16 protein-coding genes and 2 pseudogenes are annotated in these 19,604 nt (G+C 55.6%); 5 read left to right on the forward strand and 13 right to left on the reverse strand.

Annotated elements, in window-relative coordinates:
• Positions 1–64: 64 nt before the first annotated feature.
• Positions 65–764 (forward strand): annotated as a pseudogene (locus ACR0LX_RS21255) (IS6 family transposase).
• 160 nt (positions 765–924) lie between these two features.
• On the opposite strand, the gene ACR0LX_RS21260 reads toward ACR0LX_RS21255, so the two are convergent.
• From ACR0LX_RS21260 to ACR0LX_RS21285, 6 genes are all read right to left on the reverse strand, one after another.
• On the reverse strand, positions 925–2,070 hold the full coding sequence (locus ACR0LX_RS21260) for an ABC transporter permease (protein WP_480571503.1): 1,146 nt from the start codon (positions 2,068–2,070) through the stop codon (positions 925–927).
• A complete protein-coding gene (locus tag ACR0LX_RS21265; protein WP_480785358.1) occupies positions 2,067–2,993 on the reverse strand; it encodes an ABC transporter ATP-binding protein in 927 nt (308 codons plus the stop codon). Before ACR0LX_RS21265 ends, ACR0LX_RS21260 begins: the two co-directional genes overlap by 4 nt.
• Entirely contained in the window at positions 2,990–3,949 is a 960-nt protein-coding gene (locus ACR0LX_RS21270; RefSeq protein WP_480785359.1) for an HlyD family secretion protein, read from the reverse strand. Before ACR0LX_RS21270 ends, ACR0LX_RS21265 begins: the two co-directional genes overlap by 4 nt.
• Positions 3,950–4,062: 113 nt before the next feature.
• Positions 4,063–4,953: a haloalkane dehalogenase gene (locus tag ACR0LX_RS21275; RefSeq protein ID WP_480785360.1), complete on the reverse strand. Its 891-nt coding sequence runs from the start codon at positions 4,951–4,953 to the stop codon at positions 4,063–4,065.
• Positions 4,950–5,375 (reverse strand): GFA family protein, encoded by a 426-nt coding sequence (locus ACR0LX_RS21280; protein WP_480785361.1) that lies wholly within the window; start codon positions 5,373–5,375, stop codon positions 4,950–4,952. Before ACR0LX_RS21280 ends, ACR0LX_RS21275 begins: the two co-directional genes overlap by 4 nt.
• 13 nt (positions 5,376–5,388) lie before the next feature.
• Positions 5,389–5,766, reverse strand: a complete 378-nt coding sequence (locus ACR0LX_RS21285; RefSeq protein WP_480785362.1) for a hypothetical protein — start codon at positions 5,764–5,766, stop codon at positions 5,389–5,391.
• Positions 5,767–5,883: 117 nt separating this feature from the next.
• On the opposite strand from ACR0LX_RS21285, the gene ACR0LX_RS21290 reads away from it, so the two are divergent.
• Both ACR0LX_RS21290 and ACR0LX_RS21295 read left to right on the forward strand, forming a co-directional pair.
• Positions 5,884–6,477 carry a TetR/AcrR family transcriptional regulator gene (locus tag ACR0LX_RS21290; RefSeq protein ID WP_480785363.1) on the forward strand — a complete coding sequence of 198 codons (594 nt, stop codon included), beginning with the start codon at positions 5,884–5,886 and terminating at the stop codon, positions 6,475–6,477.
• Between the two features lie 332 nt (positions 6,478–6,809).
• Entirely contained in the window at positions 6,810–8,177 is a 1,368-nt protein-coding gene (locus ACR0LX_RS21295; RefSeq protein ID WP_480785364.1) for a dipeptidase, read from the forward strand.
• Positions 8,178–8,601: 424 nt separating this feature from the next.
• Here ACR0LX_RS21295 and ACR0LX_RS21300 read toward each other — a convergent pair whose 3' ends face one another.
• The 3 genes and pseudogenes from ACR0LX_RS21300 to ACR0LX_RS21310 form a co-directional block, all read right to left on the reverse strand.
• Positions 8,602–10,113 carry a class I adenylate-forming enzyme family protein gene (locus ACR0LX_RS21300; protein WP_480785365.1) on the reverse strand — a complete coding sequence of 504 codons (1,512 nt, stop codon included), beginning with the start codon at positions 10,111–10,113 and terminating at the stop codon, positions 8,602–8,604.
• A 205-nt stretch (positions 10,114–10,318) separates the two neighbouring features.
• On the reverse strand, positions 10,319–11,044 hold the full coding sequence (locus ACR0LX_RS21305) for an alpha/beta hydrolase (protein WP_480785366.1): 726 nt from the start codon (positions 11,042–11,044) through the stop codon (positions 10,319–10,321).
• A 91-nt stretch (positions 11,045–11,135) separates the two neighbouring features.
• Positions 11,136–11,484 (reverse strand): annotated as a pseudogene (locus ACR0LX_RS21310) (transposase); the annotation flags it as partial.
• A 159-nt stretch (positions 11,485–11,643) separates the two neighbouring features.
• On the opposite strand from ACR0LX_RS21310, the gene ACR0LX_RS21315 reads away from it, so the two are divergent.
• On the forward strand, positions 11,644–13,533 hold the full coding sequence (locus ACR0LX_RS21315) for an SLC13 family permease (RefSeq protein ID WP_480785367.1): 1,890 nt from the start codon (positions 11,644–11,646) through the stop codon (positions 13,531–13,533).
• A 462-nt stretch (positions 13,534–13,995) separates the two neighbouring features.
• Here ACR0LX_RS21315 and betC read toward each other — a convergent pair whose 3' ends face one another.
• The 4 genes from betC to proX all read right to left on the reverse strand — a co-directional run bounded on the left by betC (position 13,996) and on the right by proX (position 18,464).
• Positions 13,996–15,492, reverse strand: coding sequence for a choline-sulfatase (betC, locus tag ACR0LX_RS21320; protein ID WP_480785368.1), 1,497 nt, complete (start codon positions 15,490–15,492; stop codon positions 13,996–13,998).
• 1 nt (position 15,493) lies between these two features.
• The gene (locus tag ACR0LX_RS21325; RefSeq protein WP_170768762.1) at positions 15,494–16,411 is read right to left on the reverse strand and encodes an ABC transporter permease subunit; all 918 of its coding nucleotides are present in this window, start codon (positions 16,409–16,411) and stop codon (positions 15,494–15,496) included.
• A gap of 11 nt (positions 16,412–16,422) precedes the next feature.
• Complete coding sequence (locus tag ACR0LX_RS21330; RefSeq protein WP_480785369.1) at positions 16,423–17,442, reverse strand: quaternary amine ABC transporter ATP-binding protein; 1,020 nt, start codon at positions 17,440–17,442, stop codon at positions 16,423–16,425.
• A 62-nt stretch (positions 17,443–17,504) separates the two neighbouring features.
• The gene (gene proX / locus ACR0LX_RS21335; RefSeq protein ID WP_480785370.1) at positions 17,505–18,464 is read right to left on the reverse strand and encodes a glycine betaine/L-proline ABC transporter substrate-binding protein ProX; all 960 of its coding nucleotides are present in this window, start codon (positions 18,462–18,464) and stop codon (positions 17,505–17,507) included.
• 51 nt (positions 18,465–18,515) lie between these two features.
• On the opposite strand from proX, the gene ACR0LX_RS21340 reads away from it, so the two are divergent.
• The gene (locus ACR0LX_RS21340; protein ID WP_480785371.1) at positions 18,516–19,505 is read left to right on the forward strand and encodes a LysR substrate-binding domain-containing protein; all 990 of its coding nucleotides are present in this window, start codon (positions 18,516–18,518) and stop codon (positions 19,503–19,505) included.
• The last annotated feature ends 99 nt before the right edge of the window (positions 19,506–19,604 follow it).

Consider the following 19,604-nt stretch of genomic DNA (forward strand, 5'->3'; position numbering starts at 1 on the left):
TCAGAAGGGTCTTGTCAGAAGAACTTTGCTTGAGCGGGGCAGGGGTGCTGCGTAGCTTTTGCCCATGACCAGACCTGCCTCTTTCAAATACTTCAAAACCAGCCCCAAGATCATCCGACTTGCGGTGATGCTGTACATCCGCTTCCCGCTTTCGCTTCGAAATGTTGAAGATCTGCTGCAAGAGCGAGGCATCGACGTGAGCGACGAAACTATCCGGTATTGGTGGAATAGGTTTGGCCCGATGTTCGCTGCTGAGATAAGGCAGAAGCGTGTTCAGCAGCTGCGCGCGTTCTCCAAATGGAAGTGGCACCTGGACGAGGTTTTCGTGAAGGTGAATGGCAAACTACTATCTCTGGCGTGCCGTCGATCACGAAGGTGAAGTGCTTGAGGCCGTCGTCGCGAAGCGTCGAAACAAAGCCGCAGCACTGAAATTCCTCAGGAAAAAAGCGGTACGGCAAGGCTGAAGGAGTAGTCACAGATCGCTTCGCATCCTACAAGGCTGTACTCAGAGAAATGGGTGCACTGAAAAAACAACAGACGGGCAGGTGGCTCAACAACCGCGCCGAGAATTCGCACCTGCCGTTTCGACGACGCGAACGTGCCGTGCAACGTTCAGGCGCATGCGAAGTTTGCAGAAATTCGCCTCCGTTCACTCCTCCGCCTATAACCACTTCAACCAAGAAAGATCGCTCGCCAGCCGAGACACCTTCAAGCTGACACGCACCGCCGCTCTTAGCGAGTGGCGCGAACTTTGTACGGCCTAAAGTGCAGCTTTTCTAGCTTAGCTGAGACTGGTTCGAACTTGCCTGTCAGAACCCAAAAGAGTGCATTGGATATTACCTTCAACAGGCTGGTTTCACGCGCGATACAGGGATTCTGAGCCGCCATGCCATCGACCAAGTCAGCTCTCAGACCGGGCCATTTTCAACCCAACCGTTTCTTAAACCTCAGTGTCGCAGCGACCAACCCAAAGACCGCAAATACGATCATCCAAAGTATCCCCCAGCGCAACTCGTATAGCGAAGCATCTCGCAGGACCACGCCCCGGATCATGTCCATGAAATGTGTCGCCGGCAGGGCTTGGGCGATGACCTGAACCGGCTGGGGCATACCGTCAAAGGGGAACATGAAACCGGACATCAGGATCGAAGGCAGCAGGACGAAGATCGTCATCTGCATCGATTGCAGCTGGTTTTGGGCAAGGGTTGAGATCACCAGTCCAAGTGACAGACTGGCAATGATGAACAGCAATGTGACCACGAGCAGCACTCCCAACCCGCCGTTCATCGGAACATCGAAAAGGACATGCCCGAGGCCGAGAATGATTGCGACCTGTATCAGGCCCAGAAAGATATAGGGGATGATCTTGCCGATCATCAGTTCGATTGATTTGATTGGGGTGTTGATCAGCATCTCCATGTTGCCCCGCTCGCGTTCGCGCACGATCGCGGCTGAGGTGAACAGGATCATCGTCATGGTCAGGATCACGCCGACAAGACCGGGCACGATATTGACCGCCGACCGCTGCTCGGGGTTGAAGTAAAGCGTCACCTCGAACGTGGGCACCTGTCGGTTTGGGGGCTGCTTCAGCAGTTCGGTCAGGGGCATCGTGCGCAATGACTTGATTGCGCTGGCAACCATCGTGTCCGAGCCATCAACGATCCAATGGGCAACCGGTCGGCTGCTGGTCTGGTCTGTTGCATTGGGCAGGCCTAGTCCGACGGACGGACTGCGGGCAAGCCGTTGGCTGACATCGGGCGGGATGATCAGCGCAGCGCGGACGCGGGATTCGGTAATCGCGCGCTCGGCCTCTTGCGGGGTGGTCAGCTGCTCGGTGATGGTCACGACCTGCGTGGCCTGAACGATCTGCGCCAGCGTATGCGACAGCTCGGTTTTCGATTCATCTACCAGAGCGACGGGGACGTGGCGCAAGTTGGTGTTGATGGCATAGCCGAATAACAGCAGCTGGATCAGCGGGATCATGATTACCATGGCAAAGGTCATCCGGTCCCGCCGCAGTTGCAGCAGCTCTTTCTTCAGGACAGCGGCGATGCGGCGTGGCGAGATCATTGTTCCGGTCCCCGCGTGGCGCTGACGAACACGTCTTCCAGATTTGGTCGCTGCGGGTTCAGGGACAGGTCGGGAAACGCCGAAGTTTGGCCGCGCAACATGTCCACCGGCTGAGGTTCGGATTTGTCCACCAGCACACGCAGCCGCGACCCGACTTGCGCGGTCGAGAGTATCTTGGGCTGACCGTCCAACGCGTGTTTGACCGTTCGCAGGTCCGGGCCTTCGACTTCGATTACATCGGCCTGCAAATCGTCCATCAACTGACGCGGAGAGCCGTCCGCCTTTTTCACCCCGTGCTGCAGGATGGCCAGCCGGTGACAGCGCTCTGCCTCGTCCATGAAATGGGTGGAAACGATCATGGTCGCGCCCTGATCGACCAGATCGAACAATTGCTCCCAGAAGGTGCGACGAGTTTCGGGGTCAACGGCTGAGGTCGGTTCGTCCAGAAACAGCAATTTCGGGCGATGCATGACGGTTGCTGCAAGGGCGAGTTTCTGTCTTTGCCCTCCGCTCATGCTACCGCTGAGCTGGTGGACATTCGTTGTCAGATCGTAGGTCTCCAGCAACTCGTCAATCCGATCTTTGGCCGACTTCACTGGAATGCCGTAAATCTCGGCCGCGAACCTGAGGTTTTCCAGCACCGTCAAATCGCGGTAATACGAGAAAATCTGGGTCATATACCCGATCTCATTCTTTAACGGTTCCGCAGCCTCGGGCATCGACCGACCCAAAACCGAGATCGCCCCACTACTGGGTGTCAGCAGGCCGGTCAGCATGCGCATGGTCGTGGTCTTGCCGCAGCCGTTGGGGCCGAGAAACCCATAGATTTGACCGGTTCGGATTTCGAGGTCCAGATTGTTAACGGCAGTATTATCCCCGAACCGCCGGGTCAGACCTTTGGTCGAGACGACGATATCATTCATGGCATGGGGACCTGCACGGGTACTCCTGCAGGCAAGTCCGGCGACGCGGTAGGCAGGTCAATCTCGGCCAGATAGACAAGCCGGGTTCGGTCATCCTGGTTCAACCCGTAATAAGGCGTGAACGACGAGTCGTCGCTGATCCAGCGGATCACGCCGTCCAGCGGATCGGCCAGCCCGTCAACGCGCACTTCCAGCGTGTCGCCGGGTCTCAGATTGACGCGATGGGGCTCGGGCACATAGACGCGCGCGTAAGGCGTCTGGCCCGTGACCATCACGGCAACCGGGCTGCCGGATGTCACCCGCTCGCCCAGATTCCACGGCAGGGAATCCAACACGCCGTCTCGGGTGGCTGTGACCGTCAAATCATCCAGCACAGTCTGTTCGGCGGCAACCGAGGCTTCTGCTGCCCGCACATTGGCCTCGGCGACTGCAAGGTCTTCGGGGCGGGTGCCGTTTTGCAGCTCGTTCAGGGATTGCTGAGCGCTGGCCAGTTCAGCCCGCGCGGAATCGCGCAGGGCCAGATCATTTGCCACCTGCGCCTCGGTCACGACCGAGTTCTCGACCAATCTGGCGTTTCGGTCATAGATGGCCTCGGCATCCGCAAGGCGCGCAACAGCGCCTGCCACCTTCGCCTCGGCAATCGCAATCTCTTCCTCGCGCGGCCCGACCTGCAGTTTCAAAAGCGTGGCCTGCGCCTTTTCCAATTCAGCCTGCGCCAGTGCCAACTTTGCGCTTTGCAATGTGGGATCAAGCTGAACCAACGTGTCGCCTGCCTTGACCACGGCACCTTCTGCTACCGGCAAATCGACAACGATTTCGCTGGCTGTCGCGGTCAAAGCCACCCGGTCGCGCGCCAATACACCCAAGGCGACGCTGGTATCGGATCCAGAGCACCGGTCCAGAAAGGCGGGCAGTACAGCCGCCAGGATCAAAGGTATGGGGATCGTCAGATTCAAAAGTGTTTCCCTCCGGTGCTTGGCCTTTGAACGCGTTGGGCGATAGTTAATGCATAAAATCAGGAAATCTGATTTATGTATACGGTTCAGCCGCTAAACATGGCAGAACGGGGTCACCCGGGCAGCCGCGCCAGCCATTCCTCCAGTTTTTCTCCGATCAAATGGGGGTTATCTTCCTGCAGGAAATGAATGCCTTTGCCGATATCCACCACTTCGAGATTCTGGATGGTCTGACGGCACCAGGCGACCTCTTTTGGCCCGATGGTGCCTCCGGGTGTCGCGTGGAACATCAGCATCGGGGTTTGCGTTTCACCAAGCCAGCGGCTGTAGCCACTGACAATGTCATGCACATCTGCCGGGGTGCCGTCGATCGGAATTTCGCAGGGCCAGACCCGAAGCGGCTTGCGGCTGTGCGCTGTGGGGTAAGGCGCGCGGTAGTGATCCATCTCTTGCGGGGTTAGGTCGCGCACGATGGCGCTTGGCAAGATTTTCTCAACGAACATATTCAGCCCTGAGATCATCAGCCATCCCAGACCGGGTGTTCGCATCATGCGAAACCCGACGCGGAAATCGGGCGGGAACCCGGACCAGGTCATCGGACGCACAATGCCTTCCATGAACACGATACCGCGAATGTTCTCTGGGTGCCGGTGCGCATAGTGGAACCCCAAAGCTGAGCCCCAGTCGTGGATGACCAACGTCACGTCCTTCAGCCCCAGCGCCCTGATAAACCCTTCCACAAAAGGAACGTGATCGACAAAGCGGTAAGGAATATCTGGCTTGTCCGACTTGCCCATGCCGATCAGGTCCATCGCGATAGCTCGACCTTGCCGGGCGGCGTAGGGTATGATGTTGCGCCACAGATAGGACGAGGTCGGATTGCCGTGTAAAAACAAGACCGGCGCGCCTTCACCTTCATCGACATAGTGGATGCGCTGCCCGTTCACCTCGACATATTTCGAGTCAAACGGGAAGTCGGGTGAGATTTCTTGTTCGGTACTCATTGAGCCACCCTTTCTGCATTGCGGGTTTCTTCGATCAGACCCAGCGACTCATCATACCAAGCAGGTCGGGACGCCCAGCCGACGAGCGCGTTAACGGGTTGGGACGGCGGGCGAGACAAGCTGCCAACGGGGACAACCAGAAACTTGCCGTTTTGAGTCTCGAATGGCAGCGTCGCCCCGCAGGTTCGGCAAAACACCCGGCGCACCTGGGAACTGGGCACATCGAAAGATGTCAGTTGTTCTTGGCCTTCCAGCCATTCGATCCGGTCCGGCGTGGTGAATGCATTCGCTACATGGGCCGAGCCCGAGGCCCTTTGGCAAAAGCTGCAATAGCAGAGTTTGAAGGTGGCCATGTTGTCCTGCACCCAATAGCGCACTGCGCCGCAGATACATTGGCCCTCGATCTTGTTCGGGTGACCCATCGGAGCGCTCATCTTACCCGCGATACGCAAAATACGCGCGGACAGAGGCCGTGAAGGTCAGGCCCATGCTGATAATCGCGATGACAAAGCCGATGACCGCCGTTGCCGGGATCGAGACCAGAAAATCAACGGCAATCGCTGCGCGGATTGCGATCATGCTGCGCTTGAGGATAGAGGCGACGATGCAGGCGAAGGTCACCATATACCCCAGCATCGTATAGAGCATCAGGTTAGCAGCTTGCGGGCCAGCCAACTCTCCAACCTGCAGCCCAAAATACTTGAACGCGGCGAAGAAGCCGAAAGCCATCAGGATTTTCAATGCGTTCAGGATGAAGATTGCGCGTAGGGTGACGGGCTTCGATGCCCCGGCTGTTGGGTCTATGGTGGTCATATCAGGTCTCCATTTCAGTTGGGGCACACAGCATTTGCCGTTACGTGCCCGCAATGCTATCCATGTGGATAGAAAGAAATTACTATCCACATGGATAGAAAAAGCAAGGAGAAATCTGTGGCGCGAAAACGCAAGACGGATCACGACAGTGCCGTAGCAGGCGCGCTGGACCTGTTTTGGCGGCGGGGATACCACGGTGCCAGCACGCGGGAACTGGAGCAGCAGACGGGGCTGACCCGCTTTACCCTGCAGACCACCTATGGTGGGAAAGAGAAGTTTTTTCTAAAGACGCTGGATACTTACCTGGACAATGCCGAGGCCCTGCATTTCCCTGACCCCGACAGCTGTTCACTGGATGATCTGGCCGACTGGTTCCGGGGGATCGCTTCGGCTGACCGTATGCCAAGGATCGAGGATGCCGGTTGTCTTGCCTTCAACTCGATCAGTTCATTTGACCGCTCTGACCCCGAGGTGAACGTCCGAATCGAGCGATACCTGACCACCTTGGAGGGGCGATTTGTGGCAATCCTCAACCGCGCCAGATCACAGGGCGCAGTGCGCTCCGACGTAGATCCAGTAGGAGGTGCAAAGCTGCTAACCGGACTTCTGCTGGGGCTGCACACGATCATGAAAGCACGAACCTCGGACCAGTTTCCGCAGAGCTACGCCGAGGCGGCGGTCGGGCTGATTGAGGGATGGAAAGATCAGTAAGTAATCAAAAGTAATTGCGCGACGAGGCCCTATTAGACAACTTCAAAAGTCCAATGCGCAAACGAACGAGATTACGAAGTTGCCTTCGATTGCTCAGCTCTCGTGCCAATGAGAGTTACGCAATTCTGACCTCTTGCGGCGCAAGAAAAGCGCGCCTGCAGCGAAAGTCAGGATCGTGGGCTAGCATTTCGGTTGGCGGTTGATCGACTGCTGAGGGCTGACCTGGTATCGCTCGCCCATGTCGGGTTGTTGCGAGTATCAGGTTGTCTTCGCAGACTTGCGGACCACGTCTAGGTTCGTAAGTTTAGCGCGAGCAACAGAGAGGACAAGGAATGAGCTGGACCGATTATCTCGACGCACACCAAACGCGCTTTGTCGAAGAACTGTGTGACTTCATTCGTATTCCGTCGGTATCAGCCAAACCCGAAAATGCGGGCGATGTTCGAAAAGCCGGACAGTGGGTGGTTGACCGGTTGGTCGCAGCGGGAATGGAAAACGTTCAGATGATGGAGACAGCAGGCCATCCAGTGGTCTGCGCCGATTGGATGCATGCCGGGTCCGATGCACCCACGATCCTGATCTATGGCCATTTTGACGTGCAACCGGCTGAACCGTTTGATCTCTGGTCCTCGCCTCCGTTCGAGCCGACGATCCGCGGGGATCGGATCTACGGGCGTGGCGCGACCGACGACAAGGGCGCGATGTTAATACCGATCCTTGCGGCCGAGGCATTGCTGGCTGAAACTGGAAAACTCCCCGTCAATGTGCGGTTTTTCTTTGAAGGCCAGGAAGAGATCGGATCGCCCGACCTTCCGCCCTTTATCGAAGCAAATCTCGATCGCCTTCAGGCTGATATGATCTTTTCCGCCGATGGCAGTCAGTGGGACACCGAGACGCCGCAACTGGTTCTGGGTCTGAAAGGGCTCACCTCGCTTGAGATCTCGGTTCAAGGCGCGAAATCGGACTTGCACTCTGGTATGCATGGCGGCGGTATTGCAAACCCGGCGATGGCGCTGGCCCAGTTGCTAGCCAGCATGAAATCGACCGATGGTCGGATCACAGTCGATGGCTTCTACGACGATGTCGTCGAATTGACCGATGAAGACCGCGCGGCAATAGCACGGGTGCCTTGGGATGAGGCGGCCTATCTGACCCAGACCGGAGCGCCCGCGACCTTGGGTGAGCCGGGATATTCCACGCGTGAGAATCTGTGGGCACGTCCGACGCTTGAGGTCAATGGGCTGACCAGCGGTTGGCAAGGGGAAGGCACAAAGACAGTCTTGCCCGCAGTGGCCTCGGCCAAGATCACGTGTCGTTTGGTCGCCAATCAAAATCCCGAAAAGATCTTTGACCTGATTTCGGCCCATGTCGAGGCTCATTGCCCGCCAGGTGTGACAGCTCAGGTATCGCGCAACCCTGGCCGCGCGGACCCGTTCCTTGTGCCAGCCGGGCACAACGCAACCGCCATCGCGGGTCAGGTTCTGGAAGAAGTTTACGGCAAACCAGCCTACAAAACCCGTGTTGGAGGCTCGATCCCGGTGATGTCGACCCTGCTGGACGAGTTGGGTCTGCACGCCGTCATGTTTGCGTTCGGACATGAGGATGAGAACCAACATGCCCCGGACGAGTTCTTCCGTTTGCCAACATTCCGACGCGGCCAAACAGCCTATGCCAGATTGATGGAAAGGTTGGGTGAATAGGCATTTGCTGCATCGATTCACCGGTTTTTACAAGCTTCTGACATCACTGCAAGCGTGCGATCAACGACATCTATCACCTCTGCAATAAACCGGTCTTCATAATGCGTGACCAGCCACTGGTCATATGCCAGGTCAGCAATCAGTGGTGAAACTGGTTTGAGACCCGGTTGCGTGTTTCCGATAAAGATGGGCAGAACCGCGCGGGCCAGCCCTGCATTTGCAGGGTCCAGCGCAATATTGCGGCGCTGTCACTTCGATGGCGTCGTCTTCTTTCGCTTTTCACTTTGAGCAATGTTAGCTTTTGGCGGCAAAGGTCATCGGTTTACGATGCAGCATGCGTTGCTTGGTACCCGAGTCATCGCACAGTGTTTTCGGTATAGAGTATCGTGGATCTGGCTGCGGCTGCTGCCCGAATGTCCAAGGCTTACAACACGTGCGCAGGACCGCTCTCATCGGCCGCTAATCGCTTCAGCGCCATCCTGTCAAGCTTGCCACCCATTGTTAACGGAAGCGCTTTTAATACCTTAACTACATCTGGCGCTTTGTAGCCAATCCGCTCCCGCGCGAAGTCAATTACTTCATTGACGTCAACTGATGCAGCACCTTCCGCCATACTCACGAATGCCCAAACATCCTCACCATGCATCTCGTCTCGCACCCCAACCACCACAGCTGCCGCGACAGCTGGATGTGCCGTTAACGCATCTTCGACCTCTGCCGGGCTGATATTTGAGCCATCATGCACGATGATCTGTTTCTGGCGCCCCCGGAACCAAAAATAGCCATCCGCATCTCGCTGCATCAGATCACCGGTGTCGAGCCAACCGTCTCGAAAGGCCGCTGCAGTCGCCTCCGGGTTGTTCCAATACTCGGTCATCATGCTTGGGCTCTTGACCCAGTGCCGACCGTCCGCACCCACAGGGACTTCCTCCCCGGCCTCATTTCGAAGCTCTGAGACATATCCCGGATTGTTCGGTCCCACCGCACCGGTTTTTTCGGCGCCTCCATGCGTGTTGGAATGAGATGTTCCCATTTCCGTCATCCCGTAGAACGATCCAATCGGTACGCCTGCCAGCGCTTTGAACGCCTCGACCACTGTTTGCGACGGCTTGTCTCCTCCCGCCATCATCGTTTTCAGAGAGGTAAAGTCGTCTCGTGCTGCGCCGGGCGATGTTAGCAACGCCGCCAACGGCGCAGGCAGGATTTGCGCGACTGTCGGTCGTGTCTGCCGCAATAACCCCAACAACTCTTCCGGTGTAAAATTCCGCGCAATAGTCGTCTTGGCGCCGACCCAAAGCCCAGCGAGCGTGAGGCGTAATCCGGCAGTATGGGAAATCCACGAGGCAGGCAAAACCACGTCCTGTGGCACCAGCCCCAACCCTTGAGCATTGCTCGCAACCATACTTCCCATACTAGCATGGCTATGCGTTACGCCTTTCGGTTTGCCAGTGGTCCCGGAGGTGAAAAATATGAAGGCCGGAGCCTCCGCCTGAACTTCAGGCAGGGCTTCTTCACTCTCGGCGTCCACAAGGTCTTCAAAGTCAAACGCGCCTTCCAATTTGCCGGCATGCGCTATCAGCCCCACTGGCAATCGCGCTATGCCAGAGACAGCGGAAATATCATTGACCCGCTCACTATGCACCAATAGCGCTGCAGGTGCCGCCAATTCGAGGGCATAATCTATGTCCGCAGCCGAGTAACGATAGTTGAGCGGCATTGCCACCAAACCGGCGCGCATACATGCCAGATAGTGGATCACCAGGGCCGCCCGGTTCGGCATGATTGATGCCACGCGGTCGCCCGGCCGCAGTCCTATTTTCAGATAACTCCGAGCAAGCCGGGTACAGGCGGCATCAATCTCTCGCCAAGTCAGAGCACCATCCAACGCATAAAGCGCGATCCCGTCGGGGTTTGCTGACAAACCCGCACGAAGCAAGTCTGTCAAATCCGCCGATACCCTCAGCGGCGACCCAGATACCGGCATGGGCTTCTCCTTAATCCAGCTTGTTCCAAGGTGTAGACTACGTTGTGCGGTCGCAGAAGCCCCGGGAACGAGATGGCCTAGGTGAAAGCCCGTGCCTTAGGTGAAAATCTGCCTCGAACGACAGCGCCAAAGCGCGCTTAATCGGGGGTGCGAAAAACTATTGTGTTGATCCAGCAATTCGGTCGATTTCGTCTGCTACCAGCGCAGGCGCCAGAACCATTGCATCGTGACCGGTCGCAATCTGAGTGACTGGCCAGTGTTTCTCATGGGCCCGGGCCAGCGACAGATTGGCCGGCGGGTAGGGTGGATCCATGCATTGAATGTAGTGCACATCCAACCCATCCCCCGCTGGTCGTTCAAGATCCAGCGCGGTTGTCATCGTTGAAAACGGGTGCGGTGTCAGGCGGGATTCGATAAACGCAGCGTCTTCATCCTTGGCCACACCCATTGCAGCCGGTTTTACCGGAGGCAATGAAAGCCCACCGCTGCTGGATCGCGCCAGGTCTGTCCTTGCTTTGGCGAGATCCGCGTCGAGAAGGCTCATCCACGTTTCGCCGGATTCCAAAATAGCACCGTCGAGGTAGACCAGCTTGGCAATCCTATCGCGGATTTTGTCAGCGACGCCAGTGACTGTGGCACCTCCAAAACTGTGGCCAACAAGAATAATGTCCTGCAATTGCTCATAGAGGATATGTTGCACGATATCCTGAACAAATGTCTCAAGGGTAATATCTTTGGTCAGTAAATGGGATCGTTCCCCGACACCGGTATTGGTAGGGGTATCAACACGATAGTCCCGACTTCTGAGTATTTCCGCAACCCGAGACCAACACCACCCGCCATGCCAAAGGCCATGAACGAGAACAATTGCGTGCGGCTGCATCAAGACCTCATTTCCATTCCATTGCGAACTTGTCGTCGCAAGGTAAGCAGGAAACAGGAATTGAACAATTGGCAATTGAATTGCTCAGTTCAGCGGATTTGAAGAAGCGTTTTGGGCGTCCGAGACTATTGGTAACTGCATGCAACTTCGTGTCCATACCGCCATTGGTTCGCCTGATTAGCCTGCTGCGCCCCGTTCTTCTAACCGCAGGCAGGAGGCTGTTCGGTGCGCCTAGAGGTAGGTCGTGACATTCTTGATGGTCTTGCGATCAGCCCCCTTCGTTGCCAACCCAGACATGATCCGAACAAACACGCCCTTTCGCTCCACCGCTTCAAACTGTTGTATCGTGTCTGTGGCGGCCGATATTCGCGAGGGGCACTAGACCACCGCAACCGATTGCGACTGAGGATAATAATTCCGCTCAGAACACGCCGGTCATCAGCGTCTCTTTGGGTTGGCGATATCCAGGTTTCAGCAGATATCACGTCCGATAAAATAAGCCGCGTGAATCGGCTTGATGGATTTTGGCCTTATCTGCGGCGCAGAGTTGGTCCTTCGTATTTGCTGCTAGTCAGGTAACGTTGGGTTGGGAGTACGATATGGAATTACCAACACTGACCTACGAAATGATAGCGGTACTGAGTCTGTTGTCTTTTACGGTCTTACTTTTTGTTACCGAGATTATTCGGATCGATGTTGCCGCAATTCTTGTAATGGTGCTGCTTGGCGCGCTGAGCTATCTACCGGGACTAGGTAATCTAGCCGATATATCAAAGCTTTTTGAAGGTTTCTCCTCAAACGCTGTGATGTCCATCATCGCAGTGATGGTAATTGGGGCTGGGCTTGATAAGACTGGACTTATGTCAAAGGTTGCGGCCTTGATCCTCAAGAATGGAGGCACGACAGAGGCCCGGATAATTCCGATAATTTCAACAACGGTTGGTGTCATCAGCTCCTTCATGCAGAACGTCGGGGCTGCCGCGCTTTTTCTGCCTGTTGTTAGCCGCATCTCAGCACGTACGGAAATCCCGTTGAGTAGGTTGCTGATGCCCATGGGGTTTTGCGCGATACTGGGTGGGACTATCACATTGGTCGGGTCGTCGCCCCTCATCCTGTTGAATGACCTGATTGTTTCGGCAAACTCATCCCTTCCGTCTGACCAACAAATGGAGACATTTGGGTTGTTTTCAGTCACGCCTATCGGTGTGATGCTGGTGCTGACGGGGGTGCTTTACTTTGTGCTCTTTGGTCGTTGGGTCCTCCCAGCGCAGCGAGAGCGTGGAGAAGACGCAAGCTCAGCTCGGTCCATGCAAACATATGTCGAAAACACCTATGGGCTTAGGGCCGATATGTTTGAGATACGTGTTCCTGAAGGCTCGATCATCATCGGGCAAACGCTCGCGGACCTAATGGTCGCCCATAACATGTACATTCTTGGCACATCCTATCGCGGCCACAAAGTCATCGCGCCGATGGCTGATACCAAGATCGAAGCGCCAGCGCGGCTTGCAGTGCTTGGCCTGCGCCGTGTGGTTGAGTATCAGTTCGCTGAACCCTACGGCTTAGAGATCCTACCCCAACTAGATGTCTTTGCAGATGACTTCGCCGCGACCCAATCGGGGGTTGCAGAGGTCGTCATTCCGCCCAGTTCTTCAGTGATCGGCCAGACTCCGATTGATTTGCGTCTCCGTCAGACACATGGTTTGTCTCTGTTGGCCATTCAGCGCGGCGAAGAAACACTGAGCCATGTAGAAACCGAAGATCATTCGGCCACGCATATCGGGCAAGTTCCTTTGCAAGCTGGTGATACGTGTGTGGTACACGTCCAGTGGGACCGTCTGACTCGACTGAAGTCAGACAGGGATTTTGTCGTCGTAACCTCGGATTTTCCCCAGGAAGAGCTACGGCCACACAAGGTTGGATGGGCGCTTGCCTTCTTCCTGATCGCGTTGAGCTTAATCCTGTTTTCCGATCTGCGCTTGTCATTATGCCTGTTGATTGGCGCTATTGGGATGGTGTTGAGCCGGGTGCTCTCGATAGACGAAGCCTACGAGTCGATTAGTTGGAGTACAGTTTTTCTGCTCGCTTCGCTGATCCCGTTGGGCCAGGCAGTCCAGAACACCGGTACTGCGGATTGGATTGCAGCTCACGTGTTGGCCCTCCTAAAGGGTTGGCCGATATGGTCTTTGCAAGCAGGAATAGCCGTTCTGGCAACGGCGTTCACGCTGGTCATGTCCAATGTAGGTGCAACTGTTTTGCTCGTGCCGCTAGCAGTTTCCATTGCCGTATCGGCTGGTGGTAACCCGGCTGTATTTGCTCTCACGGTGGCAATTTCAACGTCGAACTCATTTTTGATCCCGACTCACCAGGTGAACGCGTTGATCATGGGGCCGGCAGGTTACCGGGTCGTCGATTTCGTTCGCTCTGGCGGAATCATGACCATTCTTTTCTTGGTTGTCTCAATGACCGGACTTGCGATTTTCTTCTGATCCGCCTCTCGGCGATCCGTGCGGATGAATTCCGTTTCGGTTCAGAAGAACTCATAAGGCAACCTGACGACCGTCCGACAGCCTTGCATATGCCACTCAGACGATTGAAAGGTGGAATGACCCAGTAAGTGGGCGCAGATGATCTGCGTGCGCCGAAACACGTTGAGATCGTATAGTTTGAACCAGAACGACGCGCTTCTCTATCGCAGAGTGGACCAAGGTGAAAACGCCATTTGGCTTTGCGTGAACGATTGGACCAATCGGCGCGATATGGAGGCTCTGAATGCGCAAACACAAAGCTGGGCGGCCGAGTTCGCGGCCATGGTTGAACTGGTCAAGCCGAACAGCTTTCGACAGACCAGCTACGACACGGGGCTTTGGCGCTGCAGAAATCAATAGTCGCAATCTAGGTCGGCTCTGGGCCGAGACTGCCATTACAAATGGTGGCTCATTGGCTTGGGGTCAGATATAGTCGAACGCCCATTCATTGTAGCCCTGTTCTCCGCGGTACCACAGAACTTTGTCGGTTTCAGACTCACCGTGGTTCCAACGTTGCTTGATGCCTTGCCCCATTGCCTTGCGAACCAGGGCGCGTCGCTTCTGACTAAGGATGATGCGTTGCATCAATTCAGCTTCATTCCATTTTTTTGCGACTTCTTGGATAAATCCGTCGACCAATTCGCGATGGACCTCGGCGTGTGCAAGGTTTGTAAGCTCATTCGGGTCGTCCAATAGATCAAAAAGCATGTTCCCGTCATGTGACGAGTAAATGAACTTGTAACTCCCATGGCGGATCATGAACATCGGAACCTTAGTCGCCTCGGCCAAATACTCGGCATAGACCGCACGTTCAGGCGGTGGATTACCTTTGTCCAGCAGAGACAGCAGATTCACGCCTTCCAACGACTCCACAGGTTCCTCAATTTCGACAATGCTGTTCAGTGTGGGAAGAAGATCGACAAGTGAAGTCAATTCCTGAACCCGTTGTGGTGCGATACCGGGGCCAGCGATGATCAGGGGAATGCGCAGGGACTTCTCATAGAAATGCTTCTTGAACCACATGCCACGTTCACCCAGCATTTCGCCGTGATCCGAAGTGAACAAGATCACGGTGTTCTTGTCCGCGCCGGTTGCCCGTAAGGCATCCATGACCCGGGACATCAGGCTGTCGATGTAGCTGATTGATCCATAGTATGCGCGGATGGCGCGGGCGACATCCTCGTCGCTGAACTGAATGCCCAACATGCCGAAATCCTTGAGCAGGCGCACGGAGTGGGGGTCATGTTGGTTTTCTGACAAAGCCCCCACAGCGGGCATGGGGATGTCTTTGCCTTCGTAAAGATCCCAGAATTCCTTCCGACACAGATAGGGTTCGTGCGGATGGGTGTAAGAGACCTGCAGGAAGAATGGGCGTTCGTTGTCACTGCGCGCCATATCATATATATGCTGTATCGCCTTGAAGGTGACCTCTTCGTCATAATCGATCTGGACGGACCGTTCGCAGATTCCGGCAATACGCACCGCACGGGGATCATTGGTGTCGCGTTTGCCCTCGTGTTCCCAGTTGGGAACCCATGCGAAATCACCGGGGTAGAGATCTGCTGTCAGGCGTTTTTCAAACCCGTGGTACTGATCCGGGCCAATGAAATGCATTTTGCCGGACAGGGCTGTTTGATAGCCTGCCGCACGCAGATAATGCGCGTACGTTGGGATTTCGGCCGAAAACTCTGCTGCGTTGTCATAGGCGCCAACTTTCGACGACAACTGCCCTGTTGCCATCGAAAAGCGGGACGGCGCACAGAGAGGGTAGTTGCAATAGGCGTTCTCAAACACCACACCACGCGCGGCCAACCCATCGATAGTTGGGGAATGGCAAATTTTGTCCCCGTAGGCTTGCAGGGCAGTGGCGGTTAGCTGATCGACCTGAAAGAACAGGATATTTGGGCGAGAGTCGGTCATGTCACCCCCGTCCCATCAGGCTGCGGACATATCCAACCGGGCCGGTTTCGTACCATTTCTTGTGACCGCGTTCGCGCGATGAAATGCCGAAGCTTTGCGATACGCGGTCAATGACGATGGCCAGGAATACGATGCCCAGCCCGCCAACGGTCGCAAGACCCATGTCCAGCCGACCGATGCCGCGCAGAACCATCTGGCCCAGACCGGTCACGGAAATCATCGAAGACACCACAACCATACTCAGCGCCATCATGATGGTCTGGTTCACGCCGGCCATGATTGTCGGCATCGCTAAAGGTAGCTCGACCTTGTATAGCGTCTGCCGGTTTGAGGCCCCAAACGCGCGCGCGGCCTCGACCATATCGCCACGAACCTGTCGGATGCCCAGATTGGTCAGGCGCACCACCGGTGGCAAAGCGTAGATGAAGGTCACGATCACGCCTGAGACATTGCCGATCGAGAACAGCATCACGATGGGCACCAGATAGACAAAGGACGGGATCGTTTGCATCAGGTCGAGCATGGGCTGCAGGACCGTCCAGAACCGATCATTCTTGGCCGAGTACACACCCAGCGGAATGCCGATCAATGAACAGAACACAACGCATGTCAGAACGATGGACAGGGTGGTCATGCTTTCTTCCCATGCGCCCATCAGGCCGATGGCAAGCATACAGGCCGCCGAGATCAGGCCCAGACGGCGACCGCCTGCCTGCCAGGCCACCAAAATGATCAACGCCAGAACCAGCAGGTCAGGGGCCTGGGTCAGAGCGTCCTCCAATCCGGTTAGAACGATTTCGAACGGGACTTTGATGGCCTGAAAGATGAAGCGGAAGTTGGTCACCACCCATTGCAGGAAGGTTTCGACCCATGTGCCGACGGGGACCCATTCAGTGTCAAAGATGTTCCAGATATCCATGAATTCGTCCCTTACCCACGCAACGCGGTCAACGCGTCTTTGATGGTGATCTGTCCGACGGATGTATGATCCGCGCTGACAACGGTGACCGGAGATTGATCGTCCATGAAGAGATCAATGATCTCTCCCAACTCAGCATCAACGCGTATAGTTTTGTCAGTGGCGTCCCGCCCGTTCAGCGGTTCCATGATGGTTTCCGCCCGGACCAGCGCGACACGGCTGATGCCTTTAACAAACTCGGCGACATAGTCGTCTTTGGGGCTGGTGACGATTTCTTCGGGAGTGCCGATTTGCACAATTTCCCCATCATTCATGATGGCGATGTGATCTCCCATCCGGATGGCCTCATCCAGATCATGGGTGATGAACAGCGTGGTTTTGTGCATATGCGCCGACAGGTTCAGAAACTGGTCCTGCAATTGCCGACGGATCAAAGGATCAAGCGCCGAGAATGGCTCGTCCATCAGCAGAATTTCAGGGTCGGCTGCCAAGGCGCGGGCCAGACCCACACGTTGCTGCATGCCGCCCGACAGCTGATCGGGGTAGTGGTCGATCCAGCCGCCAAGATCCATGGCTTCCAGCGCTTTGACTGCCGCCTCTCGCCGTGTTTGCAAATCAATGCCGCGGACTTCGAGCCCGAAACCGACATTTTCGCCCAAGGTTCGATGAGGCCACAGCGCCATATGCTGAAAAACCATTCCAATCGTTTCGGCCCGCAATTGACGAAGCTCCTCTTCGCCCATCGTGTCCACACGCTGACCTGCCACATGAATTTGGCCCGACGTCGGTTCGATCAGCCTGTTGACATGGCGCACAAGGGTGGACTTGCCTGATCCTGACAGCCCCATGATGCAGAAGATTTCGCCTTTCCTGACGCTGAAACTCGCATCGCGAACGCCAAGAACGCAGCCGTATCTGTCGCGCACGTCCTCTTTCGAAAGCCCCTCAGCCAGCACCGCCTTCATAGCTTCGTCCGAACGGTTGCCGTAGATTTTCCAGAGGTCACGACATTCGATCTGTGCATCAGCCATTGTCTTGTTCCTTCAAAAAACCGGAGCGGCCGGGTAAGCCGCCCCAAAGTCTTCGGGGAGAGTTAGTTTGCGGCGGCTGCGGCCTCGGCCACCCAACCGTCGAATTGCGCTTGGTTTTCGGCAATCCAATCTGCGGCGTGGCGCTGGAAATCTTCCAGTGTGTTTTCACCATCGCGCAGTTTGACCTGTGCCGCGTTGACGGCGCTGATCGGAATGTCGACAAGTTCAAAGAACTTTGCAGCGGCGGGGTTTTCTTCAAGGAATTCATTGTTGGCGACGATATAGACGTCGTTCACAGCAAACCCTGCATCCATCTCGCCGTCGCTTTGAACGCCGATCTGCACCACGTCTTCTCCGGGGACCAGGACGTCGCTGATCCAGTTCGGCGTCCAAGTGTAGTACAGAATGGCACCCCCCTCGTTGTATCGCGTAATGGTGTCCGCCATGATCGCGAAATAGCTTCCTTGATCATGTTGAACTGTGTCGCGCAGGTTCAGATTGTCCAGGTGATCCTCTATCGCGATTTCACACCCCCAACCGGGATTGCAGCCGGACAGGTTGGCGCGCCCGTCGCCGTCTGCATCAAACAGGGTGGCAACGGCAGGATCGGAAAATTGTTGGACGCTGGTTATGCCGTTCGTTTCGGCTGTCTTCTTGTCGATAAAGAACCCTTGGCCCGCGCCGGTAATTCCAGCCTTGACGCGAGACATGGTGCTTTCGCCCCCGGATTTGTCAAAAAATTCGTTATGCAGGGGCTTCCAGTGATTAAAGGTATAGTCGGCGTCGCCAGACGCGACGGCCAGATGAACCGCCGGGAAGTCGGCTTCCAAGGTTTCTTCGACGTTATAGCCTAACGCCTCAAGGCCTTGTTGCACGACCATATGCTGAAACCAAGCGTTGGCGGGCGATCCCTTGATGGGTGAGACATCAACACCTGCGCCGGGCTGTTCCGCAGCAATTGCCGGGACCCCAAGTACGGTTGCTATTGCCGCGGTGCGTGCAAGATTGGAAAAGTTTGTCATGTTTTCCTCCCAGAATTTTCTAAGGCCAGTCCAGCCGGTTCTCTTCTTGGGGTGATTTTTTGTGATCTGAACGCAGTTGTGAAGTTCCAAAATACCATCCACAATGTTAACCAATACGTTATGGTAAACCTGCGCAAAACTCTTACAAAGCTTCCCCATTTGATTACCTTCGAAGCGGCATGCAGAAATTCCAACTTTACGCGTGCCGCAGAAGAACTGGGTGTCACGCGCGTATCGGTCAGCCGCCAGATTGCCGAGCTTGAACAAGCGCTTGGTACGACGCTGTTTGTCAGGGATCACCGAAAAGTATCTTTGACTCTGGCAGGCAGGATGTTGGAGGCCGAGGTGGCTCCGGCTTTGCACCAAATTGCAAACGCCGTTCTGAATGTCTCAAAGACGTCAGGTGATACCCCGCTGACAGTAACCACGACCACTGCATTTGCGACCTACTGGCTTATGCCGCGGTTAGTGGACTTCAGCAATCAATTCCCGGAGGTTGAGCTGAACCTCGTCGTCACCGATCGCAAATTGGACCTTGCCGCCGAAAGCATCGATGTTGCGATCCGCTATTCCAAGGACAAACCACCCGGAGACAACGTAACTCCGCTGCTGCAAGAACGCATTTTCCCGGTGCTTAGCCCCAAATACACCCCAAATACGGCCCTGTCAGAAGCCGCTGATCTGACAAAGGAGAACTTGCTTCATTTGTCTGGCATCTATCGACCCGGTGCCCGCTGGCCGCATTGGTTCAAAGCAAATGGCCTGGTGCTACCAACCGAGTCCAGCGGAGTAGCTTTGAATACTTATATCAACATGCTGCAAGCCGCGATCGCCGGACAAGGTATCGCCTTGGCAGGAAATCCATTGGTCGATCCGTATCTCGCCGACGGGACTTTGCGAAAGTTGGATGGCTTCTTGGAGATCGAGCGGGACTATTTCTATTTGATAAACGCGGCTGCGGACAGAGAAGACACAAAAAAGTTTTGCAGCTGGATAATTGATCAGGCAACTCAGCTAAGAAGCCCGCCAATATTACAGTAGGAAAGCTTTGCGTGCTCTATTTCAGCTCGACATATTGAGCCTGCAGAAAACCTTTCGCCAACGGGCGGCAACGCAGCAATGAGACTCCTCGGTCAATGA

The sequence above is a fragment of the Ruegeria sp. CH11 genome, assembly GCF_056537105.1.

Bases quoted from the DNA above. Each gene is read 5' to 3' on its own strand.
- ACR0LX_RS21325 (WP_170768762.1), bottom strand. From the start codon at position 16,411: ATGGATATCTGGAACATCTTTGACACTGAATGGGTCCCCGTCGGCACA.
- ACR0LX_RS21265 (WP_480785358.1), bottom strand. From the start codon at position 2,993: ATGAATGATATCGTCGTCTCGACCAAAGGTCTGACCCGGCGGTTCGGG.
- ACR0LX_RS21295 (WP_480785364.1), top strand. From the start codon at position 6,810: ATGAGCTGGACCGATTATCTCGACGCACACCAAACGCGCTTTGTCGAA.
- betC (WP_480785368.1), bottom strand. From the start codon at position 15,492: ATGACCGACTCTCGCCCAAATATCCTGTTCTTTCAGGTCGATCAGCTA.
- ACR0LX_RS21285 (WP_480785362.1), bottom strand. From the start codon at position 5,766: ATGACCACCATAGACCCAACAGCCGGGGCATCGAAGCCCGTCACCCTA.
- ACR0LX_RS21260 (WP_480571503.1), bottom strand. From the start codon at position 2,070: ATGATCTCGCCACGCCGCATCGCCGCTGTCCTGAAGAAAGAGCTGCTG.
- proX (WP_480785370.1), bottom strand. From the start codon at position 18,464: ATGACAAACTTTTCCAATCTTGCACGCACCGCGGCAATAGCAACCGTA.
- ACR0LX_RS21280 (WP_480785361.1), bottom strand. From the start codon at position 5,375: ATGGGTCACCCGAACAAGATCGAGGGCCAATGTATCTGCGGCGCAGTG.
- ACR0LX_RS21315 (WP_480785367.1), top strand. From the start codon at position 11,644: ATGGAATTACCAACACTGACCTACGAAATGATAGCGGTACTGAGTCTG.
- ACR0LX_RS21330 (WP_480785369.1), bottom strand. From the start codon at position 17,442: ATGGCTGATGCACAGATCGAATGTCGTGACCTCTGGAAAATCTACGGC.
- ACR0LX_RS21305 (WP_480785366.1), bottom strand. From the start codon at position 11,044: ATGCAGCCGCACGCAATTGTTCTCGTTCATGGCCTTTGGCATGGCGGG.
- ACR0LX_RS21275 (WP_480785360.1), bottom strand. From the start codon at position 4,953: ATGAGTACCGAACAAGAAATCTCACCCGACTTCCCGTTTGACTCGAAA.